The organism is Kribbella sp. NBC_00709, assembly GCF_036226565.1.
GTDB lineage: Bacteria > Actinomycetota > Actinomycetes > Propionibacteriales > Kribbellaceae > Kribbella.
Window position 1 is genome coordinate 3,713,422 of the sequence record NZ_CP108996.1, and the last position, 24,935, is coordinate 3,738,356.

General features: G+C 68.0%; 23 protein-coding genes. 9 read left to right on the top strand and 14 right to left on the bottom strand.

The window, feature by feature from the left end; translation table 11 throughout:
• Positions 1 to 17: 17 nt before the first annotated feature.
• Together OHA18_RS18285 and OHA18_RS18290 are read right to left on the bottom strand one after the other, a co-directional pair.
• The gene (locus OHA18_RS18285) at positions 18 to 1,325 is read right to left on the bottom strand and encodes a hypothetical protein (RefSeq protein ID WP_329005319.1); all 1,308 of its coding nucleotides are present in this window, start codon (positions 1,323 to 1,325) and stop codon (positions 18 to 20) included.
• Between the two features lies 1 nt (position 1,326).
• Positions 1,327 to 1,698, bottom strand: coding sequence for a cupin domain-containing protein (locus OHA18_RS18290; RefSeq protein WP_329005320.1), 372 nt, complete (start codon positions 1,696 to 1,698; stop codon positions 1,327 to 1,329).
• Positions 1,699 to 1,767: 69 nt separating this feature from the next.
• Here OHA18_RS18290 and OHA18_RS18295 point away from each other — a divergent pair, with 69 nt between their 5' ends.
• Positions 1,768 to 1,992: a hypothetical protein gene (locus OHA18_RS18295; RefSeq protein WP_329005321.1), complete on the top strand. Its 225-nt coding sequence runs from the start codon at positions 1,768 to 1,770 to the stop codon at positions 1,990 to 1,992.
• Positions 1,993 to 1,998: 6 nt separating this feature from the next.
• Here the strand turns inward: OHA18_RS18295 and OHA18_RS18300 are convergent, their stop codons facing one another.
• Both OHA18_RS18300 and OHA18_RS18305 read right to left on the bottom strand, forming a co-directional pair.
• A complete protein-coding gene (locus OHA18_RS18300) occupies positions 1,999 to 2,760 on the bottom strand; it encodes a S1 family peptidase (RefSeq protein WP_329005322.1) in 762 nt (253 codons plus the stop codon).
• A gap of 3 nt (positions 2,761 to 2,763) precedes the next feature.
• The gene (locus OHA18_RS18305) at positions 2,764 to 3,453 is read right to left on the bottom strand and encodes a DUF4386 domain-containing protein (RefSeq protein ID WP_329005323.1); all 690 of its coding nucleotides are present in this window, start codon (positions 3,451 to 3,453) and stop codon (positions 2,764 to 2,766) included.
• A gap of 67 nt (positions 3,454 to 3,520) precedes the next feature.
• Here OHA18_RS18305 and OHA18_RS18310 point away from each other — a divergent pair, with 67 nt between their 5' ends.
• From OHA18_RS18310 to OHA18_RS18330, 5 genes are all read left to right on the top strand, one after another.
• Positions 3,521 to 4,189, top strand: a complete 669-nt coding sequence (locus tag OHA18_RS18310) for a TetR/AcrR family transcriptional regulator (protein ID WP_329005324.1) — start codon at positions 3,521 to 3,523, stop codon at positions 4,187 to 4,189.
• Between the two features lie 63 nt (positions 4,190 to 4,252).
• On the top strand, positions 4,253 to 6,370 hold the full coding sequence (gene glgX / locus OHA18_RS18315; RefSeq protein ID WP_329005325.1) for a glycogen debranching protein GlgX: 2,118 nt from the start codon (positions 4,253 to 4,255) through the stop codon (positions 6,368 to 6,370).
• Entirely contained in the window at positions 6,367 to 8,763 is a 2,397-nt protein-coding gene (gene treY, locus OHA18_RS18320) for a malto-oligosyltrehalose synthase (RefSeq protein WP_329005327.1), read from the top strand. The genes glgX and treY overlap by 4 nt, the downstream gene beginning before the upstream one ends.
• Before the next feature lies 1 nt (position 8,764).
• Entirely contained in the window at positions 8,765 to 10,492 is a 1,728-nt protein-coding gene (treZ, locus tag OHA18_RS18325) for a malto-oligosyltrehalose trehalohydrolase (RefSeq protein ID WP_329005328.1), read from the top strand.
• A 155-nt stretch (positions 10,493 to 10,647) separates the two neighbouring features.
• A complete protein-coding gene (locus tag OHA18_RS18330; protein WP_329005329.1) occupies positions 10,648 to 10,845 on the top strand; it encodes a hypothetical protein in 198 nt (65 codons plus the stop codon).
• 191 nt (positions 10,846 to 11,036) lie between these two features.
• Here the strand turns inward: OHA18_RS18330 and OHA18_RS18335 are convergent, their stop codons facing one another.
• Both OHA18_RS18335 and OHA18_RS18340 read right to left on the bottom strand, forming a co-directional pair.
• Positions 11,037 to 11,687: a helix-turn-helix transcriptional regulator gene (locus tag OHA18_RS18335; protein WP_329005330.1), complete on the bottom strand. Its 651-nt coding sequence runs from the start codon at positions 11,685 to 11,687 to the stop codon at positions 11,037 to 11,039.
• Positions 11,688 to 11,871: 184 nt separating this feature from the next.
• On the bottom strand, positions 11,872 to 13,464 hold the full coding sequence (locus OHA18_RS18340; RefSeq protein WP_329005331.1) for an AfsR/SARP family transcriptional regulator: 1,593 nt from the start codon (positions 13,462 to 13,464) through the stop codon (positions 11,872 to 11,874).
• 368 nt (positions 13,465 to 13,832) lie between these two features.
• Between OHA18_RS18340 and OHA18_RS18345 the strand changes: the two genes are divergently transcribed.
• Positions 13,833 to 14,648, top strand: coding sequence for an SAM-dependent methyltransferase (locus OHA18_RS18345; protein ID WP_329005332.1), 816 nt, complete (start codon positions 13,833 to 13,835; stop codon positions 14,646 to 14,648).
• A 61-nt stretch (positions 14,649 to 14,709) separates the two neighbouring features.
• On the opposite strand, the gene OHA18_RS18350 is transcribed toward OHA18_RS18345, so the two are convergent.
• Positions 14,710 to 15,549 (bottom strand): nucleotidyltransferase domain-containing protein, encoded by an 840-nt coding sequence (locus OHA18_RS18350; protein WP_329005333.1) that lies wholly within the window; start codon positions 15,547 to 15,549, stop codon positions 14,710 to 14,712.
• A 190-nt stretch (positions 15,550 to 15,739) separates the two neighbouring features.
• Here OHA18_RS18350 and OHA18_RS18355 point away from each other — a divergent pair, with 190 nt between their 5' ends.
• Positions 15,740 to 16,501 carry a class I SAM-dependent DNA methyltransferase gene (locus OHA18_RS18355; RefSeq protein WP_329005334.1) on the top strand — a complete coding sequence of 254 codons (762 nt, stop codon included), beginning with the start codon at positions 15,740 to 15,742 and terminating at the stop codon, positions 16,499 to 16,501.
• Here OHA18_RS18355 and OHA18_RS18360 read toward each other — a convergent pair.
• The 3 genes from OHA18_RS18360 to OHA18_RS18370 form a co-directional block, all read right to left on the bottom strand.
• On the bottom strand, positions 16,486 to 17,286 hold the full coding sequence (locus OHA18_RS18360) for an aminoglycoside phosphotransferase family protein (protein WP_329005335.1): 801 nt from the start codon (positions 17,284 to 17,286) through the stop codon (positions 16,486 to 16,488). The two genes, OHA18_RS18355 and OHA18_RS18360, sit on opposite strands and share 16 nt — an antisense overlap.
• A 168-nt stretch (positions 17,287 to 17,454) precedes the next feature.
• Positions 17,455 to 18,948, bottom strand: coding sequence for an FAD-dependent monooxygenase (locus tag OHA18_RS18365; protein ID WP_329005336.1), 1,494 nt, complete (start codon positions 18,946 to 18,948; stop codon positions 17,455 to 17,457).
• A 20-nt stretch (positions 18,949 to 18,968) separates the two neighbouring features.
• The gene (locus tag OHA18_RS18370; RefSeq protein ID WP_329005337.1) at positions 18,969 to 20,387 is read right to left on the bottom strand and encodes a DHA2 family efflux MFS transporter permease subunit; all 1,419 of its coding nucleotides are present in this window, start codon (positions 20,385 to 20,387) and stop codon (positions 18,969 to 18,971) included.
• Between the two features lie 101 nt (positions 20,388 to 20,488).
• Between OHA18_RS18370 and OHA18_RS18375 the strand changes: the two genes are divergently transcribed.
• Entirely contained in the window at positions 20,489 to 21,124 is a 636-nt protein-coding gene (locus OHA18_RS18375) for a TetR/AcrR family transcriptional regulator (protein ID WP_329005338.1), read from the top strand.
• A gap of 17 nt (positions 21,125 to 21,141) precedes the next feature.
• On the opposite strand, the gene OHA18_RS18380 is transcribed toward OHA18_RS18375, so the two are convergent.
• From OHA18_RS18380 to OHA18_RS18395, 4 genes are all read right to left on the bottom strand, one after another.
• Positions 21,142 to 21,465 (bottom strand): DUF1048 domain-containing protein, encoded by a 324-nt coding sequence (locus tag OHA18_RS18380; protein ID WP_329005339.1) that lies wholly within the window; start codon positions 21,463 to 21,465, stop codon positions 21,142 to 21,144.
• Position 21,466: 1 nt separating this feature from the next.
• On the bottom strand, positions 21,467 to 21,823 hold the full coding sequence (locus tag OHA18_RS18385; RefSeq protein ID WP_329005340.1) for a DUF1048 domain-containing protein: 357 nt from the start codon (positions 21,821 to 21,823) through the stop codon (positions 21,467 to 21,469).
• Complete coding sequence (locus tag OHA18_RS18390; protein WP_329005341.1) at positions 21,820 to 22,146, bottom strand: PadR family transcriptional regulator; 327 nt, start codon at positions 22,144 to 22,146, stop codon at positions 21,820 to 21,822. The genes OHA18_RS18385 and OHA18_RS18390 overlap by 4 nt, the downstream gene beginning before the upstream one ends.
• A 99-nt stretch (positions 22,147 to 22,245) precedes the next feature.
• Positions 22,246 to 24,849, bottom strand: a complete 2,604-nt coding sequence (locus OHA18_RS18395; protein WP_329005343.1) for a GNAT family N-acetyltransferase — start codon at positions 24,847 to 24,849, stop codon at positions 22,246 to 22,248.
• Positions 24,850 to 24,935 lie beyond the last annotated feature (86 nt).

Sequence of the window (24,935 nt, forward strand, 5' to 3'; positions counted from 1 at the left end):
ATGGACGCCCGTAATAACTATCGCGGGATCTTCTCGACCAGAAGTTGGTACGGACGAGGGGGCCTGCCGATCTTGCTCGAGCGGCGTGGCGGCGGCATCGGCCAGGCCAGGCCCTCGTCGACCAGCGTGTTCAGCGTCCGCCGTGCGGTGCGCAGGGTGACGCCGAGCAGTTCGGCGACCTTCTCGGCGTCCACGATCCGCTCGGTGTCGTTCGCTGCGTCCAGCCGGGAGGCCAACGTCGCGAGCACCTGGGTGGCCCGGGAGTCGGTCTGCACCGGGCGCTCGGCCGCGCGGGTGCGCTCGCCCGGGACCTGCAGCACGAAGCCGTGCGGTCCGACCACGAACGCGGTGGCGCCGCCCGTCGCCTTGTCCACAGCGGACTGGGCGTTCACCTCCGCCTCGCGGGTCGACGTACCGAGCCCGATGCCGACCTCGAGCCGGATCCCGAGCTCCTCGGAGATCCGGTCCAGGAACGGCGCCATCGACAGGTCGTCGGTGGCCAGCCGCAACGAGCCCATCGTCGTGACGATGAGGAAGCTGTGCTCGTCGCGCGGCACGACCGCGGCGTCCATCGGCCGGGCGTCGCGCAGCAGCTCCCGGTGCAGCGACAGCTTGAGCTCCTGGTACCAGTACGCGCTGGGGCTGGCGTGCGCCGGCAGCGCCGCGGCGGGCACCCGGACGATCATCGTGACGATCCGGGACTCCTCCAGCTTCGCGCCGCTGCCCATCAGGATCGCCGTGGTCAGCGCTTGCCGGATCGTCATCGATGACGGTGTCATCCGCAGCGTCGGTACGCCGGCCTTGCGGAGCGCGACGTCGACCGTAGGCACCGTGGTCACCGCCCCGGTAGTGCGGCCGCGTTCGTGCAGGGTGCGATGGAAGTCGAGGAACTCCGCAGCCGAGTCCGGTCCGGTGTACTCCTTCAGCCGTACGCCGGATGCGCTCAGACCGATCTCCTCGTACACGTGCGTGAGGTCGCGCCGCGACACGGTGTCAACGCTGATCCGGGCCGGGTCGAAGACCTTCTCGAGCACGCCGCGGAGCAGGGTCGAGAACAGCGCCGGCCCGCCGCTCGGCACGTACGTCGCCGGCACCGGCAGCTGTCCCGCGACCGCCATGTCGTACGGCAATGGGCCCGCGAACAGGAAGACGTCGACCCGGGAAGCGATCTTGGCCGCCTGTTCACCGGCGTCGTGTTCGTCGGCGTACACCGCGGTCACCAGCCGCAGTGCGGGGTTGTCGAGCTCGCGGGCCAGATCGATGATCCGGTGCACGATCTGGTCGGCGCCGACGACGCCGACCGTGACCTGCTCGTGCGTCGCCACGTCAGCGGACCGGCGGGTCGACGTTGACCGTGGGGATGCCGCCGCCGGCCCGCGCGATGATCGCCAGCGACGGGTCGGAGCTCGGGTTGCTCTCGCGGTGCACGGTGAAGGCCGGCACGTGCACGAAGTCGCCGGCCACCGCGTCTAGGTACTCGTCGGTGCCTTCGAACTCCAGCCGGAGTACGCCGCGAACGATGTAGAGACTGCTCTCGTTCTTGTCGTGGTGGTGCCAGCCGGAGATCGCGCCCGGCTCGGTGATCACCTGACCGGACCACAGGATCGGCAGCTCGAACGCCCGCATCCGCAGCATCCAGGACGTCGGGTCGGCGGCGACCAGGTCGCCGGCCTTGATCACGCGAACAGGTTCAGCCATACCGCCAGTCTGCCTCTGCGGCGCTCCGGCGAGAAACGCCGGCCGGTCTGCACGCCGTAGGCTGCGAAGATGGCGAGCATTGTGTTGCGGGTTCGGCTCATCAGCGGTGACCAACTGGATGTCACCTACGAGGAGTCCGGCGTGGCGGACGACGACGACGTGGTCGAGCGTGCTGTCGCAGCGCTCGCGAGCGATGCCGGCACGCTCCGGTGCAGACACGGTGGGCGACATCTCGTGCTGTTCGGGCGGGGAGTCGCCGGCCTGGAGATCGCGCCACGAGGCGCGGTGCTGTAGCTCGGTTCAATGAGCCAGCTGGGGCGCCAGCGCCATGGCGGCGCCGGCCGTCTCGGCGTACACGCCTGGCTTGCCGGCCTGGGCACAGCCCTGGCCCCATGAGACGACGCCGAGCAGCCGGCCGTTCAGGACCAGCGGGCCGCCGGAATCGCCTTGGCAGGCGTCGATCCCGCCGTTGAGGTAGCCGGCGCAGACGTTCGTCGCGGCGGCGTACCCATTGGTGGTGTAGCTCTTGACCGCCAGGCAGGTCTTGTCGCCGAGGTCCGGCACGGCCGCCTTCTGCAGCGTGTCGTCCAGCCCGGTCCCTTCCGTGTCGCCCCACCCGTAGACCGTCGGTACGACGCCCTTGCGATCCGCCCGCGCCCTCGTCTCGAGCGGCAGCACAGGCACCCCGGTGAACGGTTTCGCCAACGTCAGTACGGCGAAGTCGTAGCGGTTGTCCTTCGTGTTGTACCCGGGGTGGATCCACACCTTGCTGATCGCCGACGTCCGCCCGACCGAGTCGTTCGCGAGATCGGCCCGCCCCTGGACGGCGTAGTACGTCGAGATGTCCTCGTCCATGCAGTGCGCGGCCGTGACGATCTTGTCCGGTTTCACCAGGACGGCCCCGCAGTACCGCCCGCTGGACGCCGCGGACTGGGTGTTGTTCAGTGCGATCGCCCACGGGGCCTCGGTCGCACTCGCCAAGGTCCCACCGACGACCACCGGTCTCGCGCCGGCGGTGACGGCCAGCAGGATTCCGACGACAAGTACAGCCCGCTTCAACATCCACTACTCCACGTGAGTCAACGATCGCTGCAAGTAAAGTCCCACACCGAGCAGGATCGTCCACAGCCCCCACGCCGTACTCCCGAGCAGTCCGGCCGCATCCCACACCGGGAACCCGGGCACTGCGGTCGCGAGCACATCGCCCTGGTTGGCCAGGTACAGCAGACTCGCCGCCAGCCCCGCCCAGCCGATCCACCGCGGCAGCACGCGGGTCTGCAGTACGACGATGCTCACCAGGACGCTCCACACGATCGCGAGCAGTTGACCCAGGTGCTCACCCAGCAGCGCTCCGCCGAACTGGTGTTGCGCGGTCCACGCTGCAGCCGCTGACACGTCCCCGTCCACATAAGCCCGAGCCAGCGACGGTACGACGAAAACCCAACGCAGGAAGCCGATCAACGACAGCAACACCGATGCTGCGCCCAGAGTGGTCGCCAGCCGCAGCACCGTCGAATCCGTGCATTTGATTGCCTGTGGCAACATCAGGATCGGGATCGCCAGCAGTGCATAGGTCCAGGCCGTGGCGAACCAGGTCCAGGTCAGCGCGGCCCCGCCGTCGACGTACGACCTGAGCACCTTGTCGGCCGGCTCGCGCAGGATGTCCGGCCAGTCGAAGGTCGCGGACAGGACGGATGCGGCAACAGCGAAGCTCACCGCGGCGACGACGAACAGGATTCCAGTGGTACGGCGCATGATCCCCTCCAAGAAATTGTACGGTGTACAGAGTTAGTCTGGACGGAATTCTGTACGCTGTCCAGAGATGGCTACCAGAGGGCGGCCCGGGCCGCGACGAACCCTGACCGAGGACGAGCTCCTGACCGCCGCGCTCCAGGTCCTGGACGAGGGCGGTCAGGCGTCGATCCGTGGCATCGCGGCGAAGGTCGGCGTGGCGCCGAACGCCGTCTACACCTACTTCCCTGACAAATCAGCCGTGGTTGCGGCGCTGGTCGAGAAGCTGCTCGGCGACGCCGACAGCGGTGGCTTCGCGGACGAGACCCTGCCCTGGCGGGACCGGATCGAGGCTCTCGCCCTCGACGTCCGCGCCAACCTGGTCGCCCACCCCGGCGCCGGCGCGCTGCTGATGAGCGGCCCGATGGACGGCCCCCGGACGACGGCCCTCAACGAGCGCCTGCTCGGTCTGCTCATCGACGCCGGCATCGATCCGGTCGAGGCCGCGCGGTCGACGTACCTGCTGATCGTCTACGTCCTCGGCTCGATCGCCCTCGAGGTCTCCGACGAGACCGATCCCGGCCCACTCCCGTCCGAAGCTGTCCGTGTCGCCCGCCGCCGCGCCACCTACGAGCAGATCCCCGCCGAGGTCTTCCCACGCTCCGCCGCCGCAGTCCCCACCATGGCCCGCTTCGTCACCACCGAGCAGTACCTCTGGGGCCTCCACCGCATCCTCGACGGCATCACCCGCGGCGAATGAACACTCACGCTCAAAACTCCCACCGATGCAGTCTCCAAGGTCAGAGGTGGCTACTGTCGTCAGGTGCAGAAATGGCCTGGTCGTCCTTACCCTCTCGGTGCCACGTACGACGGTGCCGGGACGAACTTCGCGCTGTTCTCGGAGGTTGCCGAACGAGTTGATCTGGCCCTGATCGGTGACGACGGGACCGAGCAGTTGGTGCAGCTGACCGAGGTGGACGGCTTCGTGCACCACGCGTACCTGCCGGCAGTGCAGCCGGGGCAGCGGTACGGCTTCCGTGTGCACGGGCCGTACAACCCGGCCGAGGGAGACCGGTGCAACCCGTCCAAGCTGCTGCTGGACCCGTACGCGAAGGCGATCGACGGACAGATCGACGGGGACGAGTCGCTGTTCAGCTACCGGTTCGCGAAGCCGGATGAGCTGAACACCATGGACAACCGCGAGCACACCATGCTCTCGGTGGTCACCAACCCGTTCTTCGACTGGAGCAACGACCGTCCGCCGGGGCACGCGTACCACGAGACCGTCATCTACGAGGCGCACGTCAAGGGCCTCACCAAGACGCACCCCGGTCTGCCGGAGGACATCCGCGGCACGTACGCCGGGATCGGGCACCCGGCCACCATCGAGCATCTCAAGGAGCTCGGGGTGTCCGCGATCGAGCTGATGCCGGTGCACCAGTTCGCCCAGGACGGCCACCTGCAGGAGCTGGGCCTGTCCAACTACTGGGGTTACAACACGATCGGCTTCTTCGCGCCGAACAACGCGTACTCGTCCACCGGCACCCGCGGGCAGCAGGTGACCGAGTTCAAGGCGATGGTGAAGGCGCTGCACGAGGCGGATATCGAGGTCATCCTCGACGTCGTCTACAACCACACCGCCGAGGGGAACGAGTTCGGTCCGACCCTGTCGTTCAAGGGCATCGACAACGCGGCGTACTACCGGCTGGTCGACGAGGACAAACGGCACTACTACGACACCACCGGCACCGGCAACAGCCTGCTGATGCGGCACCCGCACGTGCTGCAGCTGATCATGGACTCGCTGCGCTACTGGGTCACCGAGATGCACGTCGACGGGTTCCGCTTCGACCTGGCGGCCACACTGGCCCGGCAGTTCCACGAGGTCGACCGGCTGTCGGCGTTCTTCGACCTGGTCCAGCAGGACCCGGTGGTGAGCCAGGTGAAGCTGATTGCCGAGCCGTGGGACGTCGGCGACGGCGGCTACCAGGTGGGCAACTTCCCGCCGCTGTGGACCGAGTGGAACGGCAAGTACCGCGACACCGTGCGGGACTTCTGGCGCGGTGAGCAGTACACGCTGGCCGAGTTCGCCTCCCGCCTGACCGGTTCGTCGGACCTGTACCAGGACGACAGCCGCCGGCCGCTGGCGAGCATCAACTTCGTCACCGCCCACGACGGGTTCACGCTGCGCGACCTGGTCTCGTACAACGACAAGCACAACGACGCGAACGGCGAGGGCGGCAAGGACGGCGAGAGCCACAACCGCTCCTGGAACTGCGGGGTCGAGGGTCCGACCGACGACCCCGAGGTACTGCGGCTGCGGGCCAACCAGCAGCGCAACTTCCTCACCACGCTGCTGATCTCGCAGGGCGTGCCGATGATCGCCCACGGCGACGAGCTGGGCCGGACGCAGCAGGGCAACAACAACGTGTACTGCCAGGACAACGAGATCGCCTGGGTCGACTGGGATCTGACCGAGCCACAGCAGCACCTGCTGGAGTTCACCCGGTCGGTGGTCAAGCTGCGCAACAACCATCCGGTACTGCGCCGGCGCCGGTTCTTCCACGGCGACACCGGCGTGGACGGCCTCGGTGACCTGGTCTGGTTCACGCCGAAGGGAACCGAGATGCAGAACGGCGACTGGCAGCAGAACGATGCCCGATCGATCGCCGTCTTCCTGAACGGCGACGCGATCTCCGAGCCGGACCCCCGCGGCGAACCGGTGGTCGACGACTCGTTCCTGATCCTGATGAACAGCAACTACGAGCCGGTCGACTTCCTCCTCCCGCCCGAGGAGTACGGCGAGAGCTGGACAGTGGCCGTGGACACGACGAAGGCCACCGGCGGTGCGACCAGCGAACCCTACGTGGCCGGCAACACCATCCAGCTGGAAGCCCGCAGCACGCTGGTCCTGACCCGCCCGAGGCAGGCGGCCGGATGACGGGGGTCCCGCAGGCCACCTACCGGTTCCAGCTCCGCGCGGAGTTCGGCTTCGACGCCGCCGCAGCGGTAGTCCCGTACCTGCAGAGCCTCGGGATCTCCCACGCGTACCTGTCCCCGATCCTCCAGGCCGCGCCTGGTTCCACCCACGGGTACGACGTGGTGGACCACAGCCGGCTGTCCGAGCCGATGGGTGGACGGCCCGCGTTCGAGCGCCTCTCGGAGCGGTTGGCCGAGAGCCGCATGGGCGCGGTGGCCGACGTCGTACCGAACCACGTCGCTGTGCCGACACCGGCCAGCCTGAACAAGGCGCTCTGGTCGGTGCTGCGGCTCGGCCCGGGTTCGCAGTACGCCGAGTGGTTCGACGTCGACTGGGGCTCGGGGAACCAGCCGCTGCTCATGGCGGTCCTGGGGCAGCGGATCGGCAAGGTGCTGGCCGACGGCGAGCTGTCCGTCGACAACGGCGTACTGCGGTACTACGAGCACGAGTACCCGCTTCGCCCGGGCACCGAGGACCTGCCGATCTCGGCGCTTGTCACCGAGCAGTGGTATCGCCTCGCGCACTGGCGGGTCGCCGACGAGGAGCTGAACTACCGGCGCTTCTTCGACGTCGACACGCTCGCTGCGATCCGCCAGGAAACACAGGAGGTCTTCGACGCGACACACCAGTTGCTGCTGGAGTTGCTGCACGAAGGCAGGCTGAACGGCTTCCGCATCGACCATCCGGACGGTCTGGCCGATCCGCGCGGCTACCTGCGCCGACTGGCCGAGCGCACCGGCGGCGCGTGGGTCGTGGTCGAGAAGATCCTCGAGGGTGACGAAGAGCTGCCCCGCGACTGGCCCTGCGCCGGCACGACCGGGTACGACGCTCTGCTGCGCGTCGGCGGCCTGTTCGTCGACCCATCCGGTGCTGCACCGCTCGCAGCCCTGCACTCCGAGCTCACCGGTGCGCCGGCCGACTTCGGGCCGGTCGTGGAGGAGGCGAAGCGCGAGATCGTCCAGCACGGGCAGTACGCCGAGGTGCATCGTCTGGTCGAGTTGCTGGCCCGCATCTGCCAGGACGACGTACGACTGCGTGACCACACCAGGCGGGCGTTCCACGAGGTCGTCGCGGAGTTGCTGGTCCACTTCGACGTCTACCGCGCGTACGTCGTGCCAGGGGAGGAGCCGTCGTCGACAGCGGTGGCTGCGCTGGAGCGGGCGGCCGAGAAAGCACGCGCGAACCTTGACGAGGACAGGCAGGCCACGCTGGACGTAGTACTGCACCTGCTGCTGGGTCGAGAGACCAACACGATCGACGAGCGGGCGCGGGCCGAGCTGATCGTGCGCTTCCAGCAGACGTGCGGTCCGGTGATGGCGAAGGGCGTCGAGGACACCGCGTTCTACCGGTGGTTCCGGCTGACGTCGCTGAACGAGGTCGGTGGGGACCCGGAGCACTTCGGTGTGACGCCGGAGGAGTTCCACGCGTACTCGACCCGGCTGAACCGGCACTGGCCGAAGACGATGACCACGCTGTCCACCCACGACACCAAGCGCTCCGAGGACGTCCGTGCACGACTCGGAGTGCTGTCCGAGCAGCCAGCGGCCTGGTCCGAGGCGGTCCGCGAGTGGCGGCGCCTGTCGGAAGAGCACCGGAATCCCTTGCTGGACGGCAGTACGGAGTACCTCTTCTGGCAGACGCTCTTCGGGACCTGGGACGACGGACCGCTCGCCGAGGACCGTTTCCAGGCCTATCTGCTCAAGGCGATCCGCGAGGCCAAGCGCAACACCTCATGGACCTCTCCGGACGAGGAGTACGAGCAAACGGTCGCTACCTTCGTCACCGCAGTACTGCACGACGACAGCGTGCTCGACTCGGTACGCCGCTTTGCCGACGACCAGATGGACTACATCCGCGCGGCCACCCTCGGCCAGAAGCTGGTGCAGCTCACGATGCCCGGCGTGCCGGACGTCTATCAGGGCACCGAGCTGGTCGACTTGTCCTTGGTCGACCCGGACAACCGGCGGGCTGTGGACTACGAGCACAGGATCGAGCGGCTGGATCGGCTGGACACGGGCGGCAAGCCGGAGGACCTGTCCGACGAGAAGCTGCTGATCACGTCACGAGCGCTGCGCATCCGCCGTCAGTACCCGGACGCCTTTGCCGGCAGTTACACGCCGCTCCCGACGTCCAACGGACACGCGGTCGCCTTCGCCCGTGGCGATGCGGTGATCACGGTGGCGACCAGACTGCCCGCAGCGCTGCAGCGACTGGGTGGCTGGGGCGAGAGCACGGTCGTATTGCCGAGCGGCCAGTGGAAGAACGTGTTGACCGGCCGTGAGGTCGGTAGTGGCGCCGCCCGGATCGAGGAGCTGCTGACAGATCTGCCGGTCGCCCTGCTGGTCCGGAGCTGACATGCATACCTTCCGTGTCTGGGTGCCTGAGGCAACCAACGTCGACGTGGTACTGCGCGACGGTGTCCTGCCGATGCGCTTCGCCCCGGACGGCTGGTGGGAACGTCAGGTCGTCGAGGCGCACCACGGCACCGACTATGCGTACTCTGTCGACGGCAGCGACCCGATTCCTGATCCGCGTAGCCCGTGGCAGCCGGACGGCGTGCACGGCTTCAGCCGGGTCTTCGATGCAGATCGGTTCGAGTGGAGCGACGACAGCTGGACCGGCCGGGACGTGCGCGGTTCCGTCTTCTACGAGCTGCACCTGGGCACCTTCACAGCCGGAGGCACGCTGGACGCAGCTGCCGAGCACCTCGACTACCTGGCCGTGCTGGGCGTGGAGGTGGTCTCGCTGCTGCCGGTCGCCGCGTTCCCCGGCGTACAAGGCTGGGGGTACGACGGTGTCGACCTGTACGCCGTCCATGAGCCGTACGGCGGACCGGAAGCACTGCAGCGGTTCGTCGACCGGTGTCATGAGGCCGGACTGGCCGTTTGTCTCGACGTTGTCTACAACCACCTCGGCCCGAGCGGGAACTACCTCGCCAGCTTCGGTCCGTACTTCACCAACCGCCACTCCACCCCATGGGGCCCTGCGGTCAACCTCGACGACACCGGCAGCACCGAAGTACGGCGGTGGATCTGCGACAACGCACTGCGCTGGTTCCGCGACTTCCACCTGGATGCCTTGCGGCTGGACGCCGTACACGCGCTGGTCGACGACAGCCCGAGGCATCTGCTCCAGCAGCTGTCGACTGAGACCGCATCCCTCGCGAAGGAGCTCGGACGCCCACTGAGCCTGGTCGCTGAGTCCGACCTCAACGATCCGCGCACCGTCGAGCCGGTGTCCTCCGGCGGCATGGGCATGACCGCACAGTGGAGCGACGACTTCCACCACGCACTGCACTCCCTGCTGACCGGCGAGCGCTTCGGGTACTACGTGGACTTCGGCGACCCTGCGGTGTTCGCGAAGACTCTGACGCGAGTGTTCCTGCACGACGGGACGTACTCGACGTTCCGCGGCAAGATCTGGGGTCGTCCGGTCGATCCCCGCAAGCAGCGCGGCGGTCAGTTCCTTGCCTACACGTCGAACCACGACCAGATCGGCAACCGGGCTCTCGGGGACCGTCCGGCGCTGACGCCGGGGCAGCTCGCCATCGGCGCCGCGCTGGTACTGACGTCGCCGTACACACCGATGCTGTTCATGGGTGAGGAGTGGGGCGCCTCGACGCCGTGGCGGTTCTTCACCGACTTCAGCGAGCCGGCGCTGGCCGAGGCGGTCCGGACCGGGCGGCGGCAGGAGTTCGCGGAGTTCGGCTGGGACGCCGACGAGATCCCGGACCCGCAGGATCCGCAGACCTGGCGGAGTTCGGTGCTCGACTGGTCCGAGCCGGACGAGTCGCCGCACCACGAAGTGCTGACCTGGTACCGGCATCTGCTCACGTTCCGGGCCCGGATGCCGGAGCTGCGCGACGACCGGCTCGAGTCCGTCGGGATCGCGTTCGATCCGGCCGGGGCCTGGCTGGTGGTCACGCGCGGTAGTCTCCGGGTGGTGGCGAATCTGGCTGCCGCCGATGCCGTGGTGCCGGTCGACGAGGTCCCGGAGTACCTGGTGATGTCGTTCGGTGCGGCCGAGCTGACTGCCGACGGACTGTGGTTGCCCGGTCACGGCGTCGCGATCGTGTCCGTCTGAGACTTACCAACAGGCACATTTGTAGGCCAAACCAACACAACCGGGCGTCCGAGCGTGTTGATCAGTGGTGATTTCCGGAATCACTTGCTTGCGATGCCATCGTGACGGACTGTAGATGAGCCAGCAGGGGGACGGGGGTTTCCAGGGAGGATCAGATGACAGTCGGAGGCGTCGACACTTACTACGATTACGACGAGAAGCAGTGGAAGAGCCGGAAACTGGGCGGCGGCCCGATCCGTCGCGGCCCCGTCTGCCCGGCCCCGCACACACCAGATCACCCGATGCGCAACACGGTCCGTGAGCACCGGTCATCCGGCCGGGACCGCGACCTACCGAAGACCACACTGAACTGACAACGACCGGTGGCAGGGCCCGCCAGACCAGGTCACCGATCCCAGCACATACCCAGTGGCCGTCGTCCGTGAACCTCGGCGGCCGCTGTGGCACGCCGTTCGTCACCCAGCGGCGGCGATGACGTCGTCGGCCAGCAGCGAGCGGAGTTCGTCGAGGGTCGGTCCGTCCGCGATCCGGTCGAAGTACGACGTCAGCGGGGCACGCGCTCCAGGAGCCAGCCGCGATCGGCGGCCTTGACGCCGGCCTGGAAGCGGCTGCGGGCGCCGAGGCGGCTCATGATCTGCGCGACCATCCGCCGTACCGTCCGGACCGAGATGTCGAGTTGGGCGGCGGCCACCTCGTCGGTCGCACCCAGGGCGAGCAGCCGGAGCATCTCCTGCTCTCGCAGCGACAGGTCGGTGTCGTCCGGCAGGTCGCTGTCGGCCAGCGGTACGGCGTCGGGCCAGATCCGCTCGAACAGCTCGAGCGCCGTGACCACGACGCTGGTCAGCCGGAGTACCGCGACGCTGCCGTTGGTGGTGTCGGCGGGCAGGACCGCGACCGCGCCGTCGATGACGATCGCGTTCATCGGCACGTGCGGGGTGGTCCGTACGGCGACGCCCGCCAGCGACAGCGCACCGAGGTGCCGGCCGATGGTCGGCGTCGTCCGCGCGTGGTCCGGGTAGATCGCCCGGTAGCGCACGCCGTGCTTGACCTCCCGTGGTCCGAACGTCGGCCCGGCCGGGGTCAGCGTGCTCATCGCGATCACCTCGTCCTCGGCAGACGCGAGAAGTTCGGCAAGCCCGCCATGGGCCGGGATCTGCTGGAAGCCAGAAGGGCGGTTGAGCATCGTGACAGTCATGAGAGAGGTACCCCCAGAGGTAGCGTGACGGAGAAGGCTGTGTCCAGCCTGGCCGGGTGCGAGGCGGCCAGCCGGAGTACGACGTCGTGGCGGGTGGAGGTCGATCGGCCGACCGAACTCGTCACCGTGACGGCGACGGTCTGATGCGTGGGCATCGAGCCGTACGTCGCGGACGCGGTCGGCTTCATGCGACGAGCTCCGCTTTCGGACCGGTCGCGATCAGCAGTTGGTCGGCGTGGTCGCGGACGACGGACAGGACCTCGAAGCGCCCCGGTGCTGGTTCGGTGACCAGGTTGTGGTCCATCAGCACGTCGACCATGAGCTCTGCGTCTGCACGGTCGGTGCCGGTGACGCGCGCAGCCTGCCGGAGATCGAATCGCGGTGTCATCGCGATCAGCCGGTACAGCCGCTGCGCCGGGCCGGGAAGCGCGTCGTACACCGCGTCGAAGCGGGTCAGCAGCTCGGCCAGGGCCTGGCTCCGGGCCGCCGGGTCGTCAAGCCGGGCCGCCATCCGAGCGACGGTCCACGGTTGCCGGTTGCGCAGCCGCTCAGCGAGGTGCCGGATCGCGCCCGGATGACCGTCGCAGCAGCTGAGGATCTGCTCGATGTCGGTCAGCCGGGCTGCGTCGTCCGGAGCCAGGACGTCGAGTGTGATCGCGGCCGTCCGGTCCAGGCCGGCCAGTCGGCGGCGGCTGATCACCAGCACCAGCGAGTCCGGGTCGTTCGGCAGCAGGTGCCGGATCTGGCCGAGGTCGTCGACGTTGTCCAGGATCAGCAAGCCGGTTGCCGCGGGCAAGGACATCGGCCGGTCCAGGTCGACGTACTGCTGGGTCTCGAGGCCGGAGGCGGCGGCGACCTCGAGCGCAAACGCGGTCTTGCCGATGCCCGGCATCCCGTCGATGGTGACCACGCCGCGGACGCCGCGCAGGGCGCGCAGCTCGGGCCGGCGGCCGACGAAGCCGGGAACCCGCGGCGGCAGGTTCGAGCTGACCGGCGTCGCGACCGTGACCGGTACGGATTCCTCGCTGAGGATCTGCTGGTGCACCGCAGTCAGCTCGGCGCCCGGCTCGATCCCGAGGTCGCGGACCAGCGCGGTCCGGGCTCGCTGGTACGCCGCCAGTGCGTCGTGCCGCCGTCCGACCTGCCGGTACGCCGCCATCAGTCGAGCCCACGCCAGCTCGCGGAGCGGCTCCTCTTCGGTGAGCGCACGCAGTACGGCGATCGCCTCGGCGGGCCGGTCGAGCAGCAGCTGTGCGTCCGCCAGATCCTCACGCAGGGCCCGGTGCAGCTCGGTCAGCCGGTCGACCGCCGAGGTGGCGTCCGCCGTCAGGCCGTCGTACGGCGCGCCGCGCCAGAGCCCGAGGGCGCGCTGGACCACCGTGATCGCGTCGGCCGCGTCCTTGCGGCTGAGGAGCTCACGGGCCTCGTCGCACAGGGCGGCTGCGACGTCGGCGTCCAGTTCGCCGGGGCGGACATGCACGCGGTACGCGCCCGGACGGCTCTCGATGCGCTCCTCCGGAAGCGAGCGGCGGAGCTGCCAGACGTACGTCTTCAGGTTGTTCTGCGCCGACGCCGGCACGTCCCGGCCGGCCCAGACCGCGTCGACGAGCTGCTCGGTGCTGACCCAGGCGTTGCGGTGCAGCAGGAGCAGGGTGAGCACGGTCGCCGGCTTGCCGCCGCAGAGGTCCAGCGGGTGCCCGTCCGGCCCGTCTACCTCGAGCGGGCCCAGCACCCGGAAGCTCAACCGGTCTGGTGTGTGCGCTGCGTGACCGTTCATGACACATACGATCCGGGGAGACGATGACATTTCGATGACACCCGGGGATGACTGTGCGCGTACTGGTGTAGAGAACGACGAGGAGAGGAGCTGCAGATGCCACTCCTGCGGCGTCCGGGTGGGTGCCGTACTGATCGCCGGCGCGCTCGGGCCGCCCGCCGTACCGCCGGGACAAGATCCAAGATCCAAGATCCGGATGTTCATCCGTTGACGTCTGCCGGCCGCGTAGCTGTCTGGTCACGTCCTGGTCGCCGCTCTTGTCGCTGTCCGGGAACCGGTCGGTAGGACGTGACTGGCCGGGGTCCGGAGCGAGGTAGTTTCCGGGTCGCATAGAGTGACTGACGTCTCGACAGGAAGGACTCCGCGCGATGGCCGACGCTAACGAGCAGGCGAGCTCGCCGTACCCGTTCGACACGAGCAAGCCGAGCATCGCCCGGACGTACGACTACCTGCTCGGGGGCAAGGACAACTTCGCAGTGGACCGCGCGTTCGGGGACCGGTTCATCAACGAGCTGCCCGGCTCGCGGCAGATCGCGTACGACAATCGCGGCGCGCTGATCCGCGCGGTCCGCGAGATCGTCACGAACACGCCGGTGCGGCAGTTCATCGACCTCGGCAGCGGCCTGCCGACGGCCGACAACGTGCACCAGGTCGCGCAGCGGTACGCGCCGGACGCGAAGGTCGTGTACGTCGACAACGACCCGATCGTGCTCGCCCACGGCCGCGCGCTGCTCGCGGAGAACGAGAACACCACCGTCATCCAGGCCGACCTGCGCGAACCCAAGGCGATCATCGAGCACCCCGACACCGTGCGCCTGATCGACTTCGGCAAGCCGGTCGGCGTGATCTTCAGCGCCACCCTCCACCACGTGAACGACGACGAGGACCCGGCCGCCATCGTCCGCTTCTGGCACGACCGCATCGCCGCCGGCAGCTACGTCTTCATCAGCCACTTCCGCAGCGAGAACGACCCCCGCAGCCAGGAGCTCGAAACCGTCCTCCAGGGCTCATTGGGCCGCGGCCGCTGGCGCACCGACGACCAGATCCTCGCCCTCTTCGGCGACGGCTTCACCGTCCAACCGCCCGGCCTGGTGCCGGCTGCCGAGTGGCGCAACGACGAAGCCGTCGAGGAGCTGACCGACTACCAACGCCTGATCGCCGCGGTCCTCGCACTCAAGGACTAGCTGGGGCCTGGGTCCGCCCCGCGGTGCCGCGGACGCCCGCCGGTTGTTTCTCGTCGTACTGCTAGATCGGTAGCTCGACCGACAGCGTTGTGGACAGGTGTCGGCGGGCTGCGGTTTCGAGAGCTTGGGGCCACGTGAGGGCGCACCGTTCATGCAACGTGCGGGCCAGTGGCAGGAAGGCTGCGGCGCAGGCGACGTTGGCGGCGATCACTGACTCGCGGGTGGCATCGAGGGGCGGAAGGCTGGTCAGGATCTGCAGGCGGTCGGCCGGTAGGAGACGATTGAGGTGTAGCGCGCCGCCTCGATCCTCGACCGCGACGTCCTCGAGCATCAGGTCGATCAGCATCTGGCGTAACAGCGTGCCGCCTGATTCGCCGACCACGAACTCCTCGCGCCCGACGGCAACCGGCAGTAGGCCGAGTACCCGGAGGAACTCGATGGTGATCGCCTCCACGCGGCCAGGGTCCGGCTGCTTCGGGGCGGCCGGATCGCCAAGACCGGCGCTCAGTCCGTTCGGGTCGTACAGCGGCTTGGCGGTCGAGCGGGTGCGGTTGCCGATCGCGTCCGGCGTACCGACCGACACGTCGAAGCGCACCCAGTCCGGCGTGATCTGGTTGAAGATCCGGCGGCCGATCGCTCGCCGGAACACCGTCGGCGAGATCTCGTCCGCAGTCTTCGGCCAGTCGTCACAGAAGCTCTCGGCATCGTCCGGGGCGACGACGACCCACAGGTCGACATCGCTGAACTGATCGTCGCTGCCCCTCCCGTAGCTACCGACCAGCCAAACGCCCAGCACCCGATCGTCCTTGCTGAGGACGTCTTTGGCCCGTTCGATCAGACCCTGCGGCCCAGAGTTCGCCGTACTGCCGCTTGCCGAATAATCACGAGCGTTGTCCGTCATGACCGTCCATGATGCTCCAAGGCCCGCAGACTCCCCGGGGAGACCCCATGCGTAGCGCGATCTTGAACGTGACCTTCGACTGTGTGGATTCCGCGTTGATGGCGCGTTTCTGGAGTGAGGTGACGCGGTGGCCGACCCCGAAGGCAACGAATTCTGCCTCGAACCCGACGACTGATGAAAGACTGATCCGGTGACGTCCAGATCGGCCAGGATCACCACGGAACGGCCCTTCTACGACCTCCATGCCGATGCGTACGACGCGCTGATCACCGACCCGGTCGAGCCTTGGGTCGATGCGGTCGACGATCGCCTGCGCGCCGCGGGGCTCAGCTCGGCGACGGTCCTGGACGCCGGCTGCGGCACGGGTCGGCATGCGCGGGCGCTGATAGATCGCGGTCACCGCGTCTCGCTGCTGGATGCTTCCGCGCGGTTGCTCGCTATTGCTGGTCAGCGCTGCCCAGATTCCCCGACCCATCGGGACGACATCTGCGCGCCGAAGCTTCGCGGAAGGTTCGACGCGATCGCGTGCCGCGGCGTACTGAACGACCTTGTGTCGGACGAGGAACGCGATGCCGCCCTGGGGTCGTTCGCGACGCTCCTTGGCGACGACGGACTGCTGTTCCTGGACGTCCGGGAGGCGGTGGAGGCCCGCAGACGGGCCGACGGCCAGTGGCACCGCAGTGAGGTGGCGCTCAACGGTGGCGAGACGTTGACGTTCGCCAGCCGACCGCTGTGGCGCACGGGCCGGATCGTTGTCGAGGAGCGGTACGAGCTCGTCAACCGAGATGGGTCGTCGTCGGTCCACGACTACGTGTTCGAGATGCGTCCGTGGGAACGCGACGAGATCACCTCCCGCCTGACAGCTGCAGGATTCAGTGAGGTCGCCACGCTTCAGGGAGTTGGCCGGCGGACGCCCGACAGGCTCTTCGTGACAGCCTATGGACTCAGTTGATTGAGGGCTGCTTGGAGGAATGCGTTGCGGCGGGCGGTGGCTGTGGGGCTGTACAAGGTGGTCGGGGTGTTGAGGGCGGCGACGGCGTCCCAGTACGCGAGGTTCGTGGCCGACGTACCGGCGGCTTCTTCCCATCCGTCGACGATGCCTGTAGTTGCCTTGGGCCCGTAAGTGATGGCGATCTGCTTACGCAGTTCACCGAGGTCGACGCCTGGGTTGCCCACGCCGGCTGTCTTCCAGTCGATCAGCGTGCAGCGGATGTCGTCCGCCCAGGCCAGGTTGCCCGGCCACACATCTCCATGAACGAACACGGTCTCGCCTTGCGGATAGGCCATGCCCTGAACGACTTCGTCTGCTCTGCGAAGGAGCGGCGATGTCGTCATGCGTCCCTCCCGTCGGTCCTTGGCGAAGTCGTCGACCGCGATCGGGCGGATTCTGAGCGGCAGATGAGGGCGAGGTTCCAGCCGGATCGCGTGGATCCGCGCGAGTGCCGCACCGGCCACACGGCGCCGTACGACGGACAACGTCCGCGGCCACGTCGTACTGCCCGCGACGACGGTCTCCAGCGTTGCCGGTACGCCGGCTGTACCGCCGTCGAGGTCCTTGGCGACCAGCCGTGGAGCCGGCAATCCGTGCTGCTCGGCGACTTCCAGCGCGGCCGCACCGGTGGCGATCATGTCCGCGTCGATGCGCGGCGTTGGCGATCGCAGTACCAGCTGTCTGGTCCGGCCGCGTACGTCGACGCTCATCAGCCAAGGGCCTTGATCGTCGTGCAGCGTTCGCACCGATCTGATCCTGGCATCGCCGCCGATCGAGTCGACAACCCACTTCAACGTCCGCTCGGTCGGCGTCGCGCCGCCTGCGTTTCTACCCTTCCCGCACTCAAAGATCCTGGCACACGCTGTCAACCGGTCGAGCGCCGGGACGCGACGCTCGACCGGTCCTCGGCGTACTCAGGCAGGGGCGCCCAGCCACGTGGTGAGAGCTTCCAGCAGGAGAGCACCGTCTGTGGGCTTGTCGGGATCGCACGCCCAGGCGATGACACCGTCGGGGCGCATGAGGACAGCGGACAGACGGCTGTCCTTGACGGTCTCGATCTCGATGATCTCGATCCGATCCCGCCAACCGTCCGCCACCTCGACGGCGGGATCGCCGACAGGGACCGCCAGTACCGCGCGGCCGGTGGCGGTGAACTGGCTGAGCTTGGATTCGTCGGAGTCCGCGGTGACGAAGGTGAGGTCGGGACAGTAGCTGCCGATCAGGGAGTGATCATCGGGCTTGACGTACTGGAACGCGTAGCGCGTCGCGAGTCCTCCCAGCATCCTTCCGAAGTACTGGTTGACCTCCTGGATGTCCATCAGCTCGGACACGATGTCACGCAGGGCGTCGGTGTGCGGACCAGGCAACATCAGCGCCGATTGGGCACGGGTGTTGTCCAGTACGGCGACGCCGGCCGGGTGCCGCTCCTCGGTGTAGGTGTCGAGGAGTCCTTCTGGCGCGACGCCACGGACCTGTGCCGCCAGCTTCCAACCGAGGTTGACTGCGTCGGTCAGGCCGAGGTTGAGCCCCTGCCCGCCATTGGGGGAGTGCACGTGGGCCGCGTCCCCGGCCAGGAGAACCCGCCCGATCCGGTACGTCGCGGCCTGCCGCGCGTTGTCAGTGAACCGGAGCGCGTCGCTGACCTCGGTGATCGTCACGTCCACACCGGCGACGCGTCGCACGCTGGCTTGCAGCTCCTCGGCGGTGACCTCACCCCGCGGTACGTCGGGACCCTCGGCGAAATCGAAGGTGCCCAGGACACCCGGACCGTGGATCAACATGCCACCCGAGAGCCTGCCGGACGGCGGAAGCTTGTCCGGGTCGGCGATCGCGACCTGTGCCTGGCGGGCGGTCATGATCGGAGCCGTGCCAGGGAAGTCGAATCCGGCCAGCTTGCGGATCGCGCTGCGCCCGCCGTCGCATCCGACCACGTACGCCGCTTCGAGCTCCTGCGGGCCTGTCGGTGTATCGACAGTCAGCGTGACACCGTCTTCGTTCTGGACGAGGGCGGTGACGGTGCACTCACGCCGTACGGTGATGCCAAGGGTGGCGGCATGCTCGGCGAGGATGCGCTCCAGATCCGGCTGCCAGATCAGCCGGCCGGTGCGGTCGGGCTCGTCCTGGAGCGCCGGATCGATCTTGTGGATCCACGCGAAATGGTTCTTCGCGCTGCCGTGGTCCCGCTCCTTCTCCGCCTTCCGCTCGGGTTGGCAGGCCTCGAGCACCGGCCCCAGGCCGCGGCGCTCGAGGGCCTCGTAGGCGAGCGGACCGACACCCCGCGACTTGCGTTGAGGGGCGGGCTCGGCCAGTCGCTCGACCACGAGTGGCTCGATGCCGGCCAGGTGAAGCTCCATCGCGAGCGTCAGCCCGACTGGGCCGGCTCCGACGACGATCACTTCGTAGGACATGTGATTCTCCTTTTCTGGGGTCATTTCTGGTTGCGACCTGGAAATGCGAGGGCCGGAAGGAGGGGCAACACCGACAGTGCGAGCGCCCAGGCGAAGGTGTGGCCGTAGGCAACGGCCGGGTTGCTCGGCTGCTGGTCCAGCTCGGCCTGGAGGATCAACGCGAGAGCCGCGGTCCCGATCGAGCCGCCGATCCGGTTCATGACGTTGAGGGCGCTCGCGGCGCGCGGCACCTGGTGCCGTTCGACGCTGCCGTACACCGCGGCCATCCCCGGAGCCATGGTCGCGCCGATGCCGACGCCCCGGACGGCCAGCGCGACCAGCATCACCCACCGCGGCAGGCCGGATCCGAGACCGACCAAGGGCAGCGTGCCTGCCAAGCTGAGACCGATGCCCACGAGGATCACCGCCCGCGGGCCGATCCGGGTGGTGAGGCGGCCGGCGAAGTACGAGATGGCCGCGGCGCCCAAAGCCTGCGGTGCGAGTGAGAAGCCCGCCTCGATCGCACCTTTGTGTTCGACCTGCTGGAAGTAGAGCGGCAGGATGAGCATGGAGCCGTACAGCGTGGCTCCCAGGAGGAACGAGTTCGTCGTCGCGGCGGTGAAGCGACGGCGCGCGAACAGCCGAACGTCGATCAGCGGCGTCTCCTTCGTGGACAACGCATGGACGACGTACCCGCAGAGCAGCAGGACGCTGGAAGCCAACGGGACGATCGCGAATGGGGAGCCGGCGCCGTGCTCGCCGATGGCGGACAGACCGAAGACGACAGCAGCCAGACCTGGCGACAGCAGACCCAGACCCAGCCGGTCGAGTCGTGCCTGCCCTCGTGGTCCTGACCGATCCTTGGGAACCACGCGCAGCGCGATCAGCAAGGTGAGCAGACCGATAGGCACGTTCACGAAGAACATCCATCGCCAGTCGAGGCCCTGCACGATGACTCCGCCCAGGACCGGCCCGATCACCGGAGCGAACAGGACCGGCATCACGAGCACGCCGACGATGCGTGCGAGCTGATCCGGTCCGGCGGCTTGGGCCAGGATGCTCTGTCCGATCGGCTGCATCATGCCGCCGCCGATTCCCTGGACGACCCGGAACGAGATCAGTGCCGGCACCGACCAGGCGAAGCCGCACAGAACCGAGCCTGCGACGAACAAGGCGACCGACGTCAGCCACATGGCCTTGGCGCCGAACCGCTCGGATGCCCATCCCGACAGCGGCATGACGATCGAGATCGCCAGTAGGTATCCGGTCGACACCCATTGCAGGTCGGACAGGGGTCCGCCGAGGTCGTGTGCCACGGCGTCGATCCCGACGCTGACGACGGTGGCGTCCAATCCGGCGAGCACCGCGGCCAGGCTGAGCACGCCGCCGAGCCGCAACAGCGCGGGATCGAGCGGAGTCGGCCCACCCCGGGTCTCGGCGCGGTCGGTCTGTACTGACATGTCGGCGTCCTGTTCTCTAGGTTCGACCAAATCTTAGGTCAAACCTATTTTTAGAACAAGCCTATATCTAGGACCAGCCTATTTAAGCTAGAGTGCGGCCTGTGGATGCGCGGAAGCCCGGACTGCGGGAGCGGAAGAAGGCGCTGGCCAGACGGCAGATCTCGGACGTGGCCACGCGCTTGTTCCTCGAGCGCGGGTACGACGAGGTGACGATCGCGGACGTCGCGGAGGCGGCCGGGGTGGCCAAGATGACGGTGACGAACTACTTCTCGCGCAAGGAAGACCTGGTCTTCGACCAGCACGCCGAGCTCGTCTCGCATGCCGCCCGAGCGATCTCCGCCCGCGCGCAGGGGCAATCAGCCCTCGCCGCACTGCGCGACGCGTACTTCGCGGCGCTCGAGCGTCAGGACGCCTCGGTCGGGCTGGCGGGCGAGGGCTTCGTCGAGATGATCACCGGCAGCCCTGCGTTGCTCGCCCGACTCCGCGAGATCGATGAGCAGCGCGAGGCTGCCATCGCAGACACGCTCGCCGCGGAGACCGGTGAGCCCGTCGACGACATCACCGTCGCGATCGCGGCAGCGCAGCTGGCCGCGGTCCACCGTGTTCTGTTCCGGAAGGCGATGCGGCTGACGCTCGACGGAGTCCCCCGCGCCGTAGCCCAGTCCGTGCTGTCTGCCATGGCTGCGCGGGCTTTCGACCAGCTGCAACCTTCGCTGGGCGGTTACGCCATCCGATGACGCCTACTCGGAACGCGTTATTTCTCGGCTGACTTCTTCTTGCTGACGGACTCCTGGTAGATGTCCGCGTACGTGCGTGAGTCCTTGACCAGGTCGTCGCAGAACGCGGCGACGTCATTGCCGATGAGCTCGAGGACTCCCTTGCCGGCCGCGACGCCCTCCTCGAAGAAGTCGACGATCCCGGAGAGGAGATTCCCGTCGACCAGGTCGACCGGTCCGACCTTGAAGAAGTACCGCTGCATCTCCTTGTAGACGATCTGGTAATCCGGCGGGAGCGCCTTGACCCGCGCCAGATGCGCTCGCCACTGTTTCTTGCCTTCGATGATGTCCTGGATGCCCACGTCAGCCTCCTAGCCGGCCGAGTTTTCTTGCCACGTTGCGGTTCAACTGCTCACGCCACCGGTCGCGATAGCTCCGGGCTCCGTCCCCGCCGGCCAGCGCAGCACAGAACCCCTGGATGTCGTCGCCCAGTACGTCGTGAATGCTCTGCCCGTCCGCGGCCGTTTCTTCGAGCAGCCCCAGCGCGCTGTCGAGGATCGGCATCAGATTGCGGCCCGTGAAGCTTCCGTACGGGAAGAGGTGGGCTTTGATCTGTTCCCATGCCGCCTTGTAGTCGGCCGGCAAGGCCGCGGCCCGGACCTCGAACGCCTTGTATTCCCTGGTGAGGTCGCTACCGGTGATCGTCTCCCAGAAGCTCATCTCCCACCCTCCTTGAGTTGGTCGATTCGTGCCGAGAGGTACTCCCACTTCACCCAGAACTTCGCGAGCTCTTCGCGCCCCGCGTCCTTGAGTGCATAGAACTTGCGCGGCGGCCCCACCTCGGACGGCCGCTTCGTCACCTGAACGAACCCGTTCTTCTCCAGCCGCAGCAAGATCGTGTAGACCGTCCCCTCGATGACGTCGGAGAACCCGAGCTCGTTCAGCCGGCGGGTGATGGCGTACCCGTAGGTCTCCTCCCGGCCGATGATCTCGAGCACACACCCCTCGAGCGTGCCCTTCAACATCTCCGTCAGGTCATCCATCGCGCCGCCCTTCACTCAGTACTCCGTAACACCGAGTACCACTATACGGTATCACCGAGTAGTGCACTACGCTCGAGGGCCAAGCCTCGTTGGCGACACCTATTGGTCAGCGTGAAACTGGCTCCGCCGCAGGAACGCGAGCTGCGCCGTCTTCGTGGTGCCGTCTGGCTGACTGATCTTGGTCTCGGGTCCGAGCGTGAACCCGGTGCGATGGAAACGTTCGATAGCACGCGTGTTGCGGACGTCGGGCTCGACCACCAGGCGCGGATGCCCCAAGTGCACAAAGACGAACTGCGCAAGCGCCTTCAACAGATTCGCAGTGAACCCTGACCGCGGATCACCGGGTGCGATCAACAGATGCAGCCCCAGATCCCCGGCCTCCACGTCGTACGCCGCGCCCGCCGGATCGGCCCGCGGATCGTACGTCTGCAGCAGCGCGACCGGTACGCCGACCAGCCGCACGACGTACACGTGATGCGTCGGCACCGAGTCCAGGAACTCGTAGATCCCCGCGATCTCGGCCCGCGACAGCCCGCCCATCCCCCAGTACGTCGCCCGCTCGGCCGTGACCCATTCATGGATGAGATCGAGGTCGCGCACCGGATCGGCCTCCTCGAGCTGGACCGTGCCGAAGCCCTCCATCTCAACCGTGTAACCGCGATCCTCCCGAGCCACCGCACCAACGGCCGGCGCGAGCGAGCCCTGCAACCACATCGGCAGTTGGTCGTGATGATGCGGATCCCCGAGTACGCCGGACGCGCCGAGCGGAACCACCCAGCTGCTGGCCGTGCGATCCGCCAGGTCCCACGCGTACCGCGCCGCGGACGCGCGGATGCAGACATCGGTCAGCCCGGGCAGGCTTGACGTCGACAGGACGCAGTGGTGATCCCCGGACAGCCCGAGGTCCAACGGCTCCTCGTCGCGCGCGAACACCGGACCGCGCAACGCGTGCAGCGGCGAGAGCTGGTGCGTCTCGCCCCACGGCGGTCGGGGCTTCCTGGCGGCAACCTCTTCCAGCGACTCCCGCGCCAGCCAGGTCAGGTTGATGCTGGGGAGCCGGGCGTCGATGAGGCTCTCGAGGGCGTAGGAAACGTGCGTCAGCGGATCCATCCACGGGGCGAACAGCTCGGCGACCTCGGCGTTCTCGAGCACCGTGAAGTGGTCGGTGAGCCGTGAGATCAGTGCCTTGCGAAGCGCGGCGTACGACGAGGCCGTCGTACTCGCGGCGTCCATGTGACGGTCCCAGCCGAGGAGATCGGTGCGTAGGGCAACGGCTTCGGGGGACAGGTCGTCGAGGTCGGTGAGGAGGTCGAGGACGGCGCCGGCCGAGCCGAGGAACGTGTCGGTGTGGATGGACGGCATGTCGTCGACGGACCAGTCGGTGCGCGCGTTGACCAGTTCGCGGATCCGGCGGGCGCGGTGCGGCGCCGCGAACTCGACGCCCAGAGGTGCCGCGAGTTCACGGGCGTTCGCCATCACGGCGGGACCGTCGACGGCCTCCCGCGGCATCGGGTCGTGCCACCCGTCCCACTGATGCTCAACTTCCCACGCTGGGACGACCCGCAACCGGTTGCTCGGATGCCGCCGAGGCACCAGGCCCGCCGTCCGGTGCAGTAACCCGCCCGCGGTATCGGCCGCGAGCACCACGTTCACCGGCTCCACCCAGTCGTCGAACGCCGAATCGACATCCGCCACGGTAGTTGCCCGAAGCAACCGAGCCATCACCTCGAAACCCAGTCGGCCCGTCACCCGCGGCGGGTAGCGCAGGGAGGTCGCCAACTCCACCTCCGCGCCGCCGGCGCCGCTCATGATCACCGGACCACGGTCGGTCTCGATCACCTCGACCTCGATCGGGTCGGCGTCCGCGACCTCCACCAGCTCGTTCTGCACCGACGCCGGCTTCCAGCCGTCCGGGCCGAGAGCCTCGACGCCGGAGGCGGTTCGCCGGAGCTGTTCGGCGTACAGGTCCTGGTAGTCGGCCATCGCGTTCGTGATCGCCCACGCGACGCCGCCGGTATGCCCGAAGTGGGCCAGACCGGGGATACCGGGGACGGCGAGCCCCAGCACGTCGTACTCCGGGCACGTCAGCCGGATCTGCTGGTAGACACCCGGGCTCTCGATGTACCGGTGTGGATCGCCTGCCACGATCGCCTGCCCTGAGGCAGTGTGCGACCCGGGGATCAGCCACCCGTTGCTGCCGGCACCATGCGGCCCTTCCGACGTGAACAGATCGAGCGCGTCCTCACCGAGATGCCGCGCGACGTGAGTCCGCCACAGCTTCGTGGGGAACCCGGCGAACAACACATGCACCGCGAGCCAGATCCCGAGCGGCGTCCACGGCTCCCACTCCTGCAGCGTCAACCCGGTCTCGGCGAACTCGGGCGCCCGCGCCGCGCCGCCCGGCAACGCATGGTTCACGCCCTCGACGTACGCCGTGACCCAGTCGCGCGTGTCGTCGTCGAGTGCCTCGAAGCACCGCTGCGCCGTGTCCGCCAACCGCGCCTGCCGCGCGAACACATCCCACCCGGCCGCTTCGGCGCCGAGGAACGCGGCGGTCGTCCCGAGATACCGGCGGCGTTCGAGTTCGATCTGCCAGGCCCGGTCGCGGGCCGCGTTGACACCTTGCAGATACACCAGCGCGAGAGGGTCGCCGGCTTCGAGCTGCGGCACCCCGTACGTGTCCCGGAACACTCTCGCATTCACAACGCGCCTCGTTTCAGTTAGGTTAGGCTGCGCTAACTTACGCAGCAACAATCCGTCGCCGCAAGAGCATTGTCGCTGGAGGTGTG

What these genes read in the sequence shown, in the direction of transcription:
- OHA18_RS18340 (WP_329005331.1), bottom strand. Translation starts at nt 13,464, where the DNA reads ATGAACGGTCACGCAGCGCACACACCAGACCGGTTGAGCTTCCGGGTG.
- OHA18_RS18350 (WP_329005333.1), bottom strand. Translation starts at nt 15,549, where the DNA reads ATGACGGACAACGCTCGTGATTATTCGGCAAGCGGCAGTACGGCGAAC.
- OHA18_RS18305 (WP_329005323.1), bottom strand. Translation starts at nt 3,453, where the DNA reads ATGCGCCGTACCACTGGAATCCTGTTCGTCGTCGCCGCGGTGAGCTTC.
- OHA18_RS18290 (WP_329005320.1), bottom strand. Translation starts at nt 1,698, where the DNA reads ATGGCTGAACCTGTTCGCGTGATCAAGGCCGGCGACCTGGTCGCCGCC.
- OHA18_RS18365 (WP_329005336.1), bottom strand. Translation starts at nt 18,948, where the DNA reads ATGTCCTACGAAGTGATCGTCGTCGGAGCCGGCCCAGTCGGGCTGACG.
- treY (WP_329005327.1), top strand. Translation starts at nt 6,367, where the DNA reads ATGACGGGGGTCCCGCAGGCCACCTACCGGTTCCAGCTCCGCGCGGAG.
- OHA18_RS18330 (WP_329005329.1), top strand. Translation starts at nt 10,648, where the DNA reads ATGACAGTCGGAGGCGTCGACACTTACTACGATTACGACGAGAAGCAG.
- OHA18_RS18295 (WP_329005321.1), top strand. Translation starts at nt 1,768, where the DNA reads ATGGCGAGCATTGTGTTGCGGGTTCGGCTCATCAGCGGTGACCAACTG.
- OHA18_RS18345 (WP_329005332.1), top strand. Translation starts at nt 13,833, where the DNA reads ATGGCCGACGCTAACGAGCAGGCGAGCTCGCCGTACCCGTTCGACACG.
- OHA18_RS18310 (WP_329005324.1), top strand. Translation starts at nt 3,521, where the DNA reads ATGGCTACCAGAGGGCGGCCCGGGCCGCGACGAACCCTGACCGAGGAC.
- OHA18_RS18335 (WP_329005330.1), bottom strand. Translation starts at nt 11,687, where the DNA reads ATGACTGTCACGATGCTCAACCGCCCTTCTGGCTTCCAGCAGATCCCG.
- treZ (WP_329005328.1), top strand. Translation starts at nt 8,765, where the DNA reads ATGCATACCTTCCGTGTCTGGGTGCCTGAGGCAACCAACGTCGACGTG.
- OHA18_RS18390 (WP_329005341.1), bottom strand. Translation starts at nt 22,146, where the DNA reads ATGGATGACCTGACGGAGATGTTGAAGGGCACGCTCGAGGGGTGTGTG.
- OHA18_RS18385 (WP_329005340.1), bottom strand. Translation starts at nt 21,823, where the DNA reads ATGAGCTTCTGGGAGACGATCACCGGTAGCGACCTCACCAGGGAATAC.
- OHA18_RS18300 (WP_329005322.1), bottom strand. Translation starts at nt 2,760, where the DNA reads ATGTTGAAGCGGGCTGTACTTGTCGTCGGAATCCTGCTGGCCGTCACC.
- OHA18_RS18370 (WP_329005337.1), bottom strand. Translation starts at nt 20,387, where the DNA reads ATGTCAGTACAGACCGACCGCGCCGAGACCCGGGGTGGGCCGACTCCG.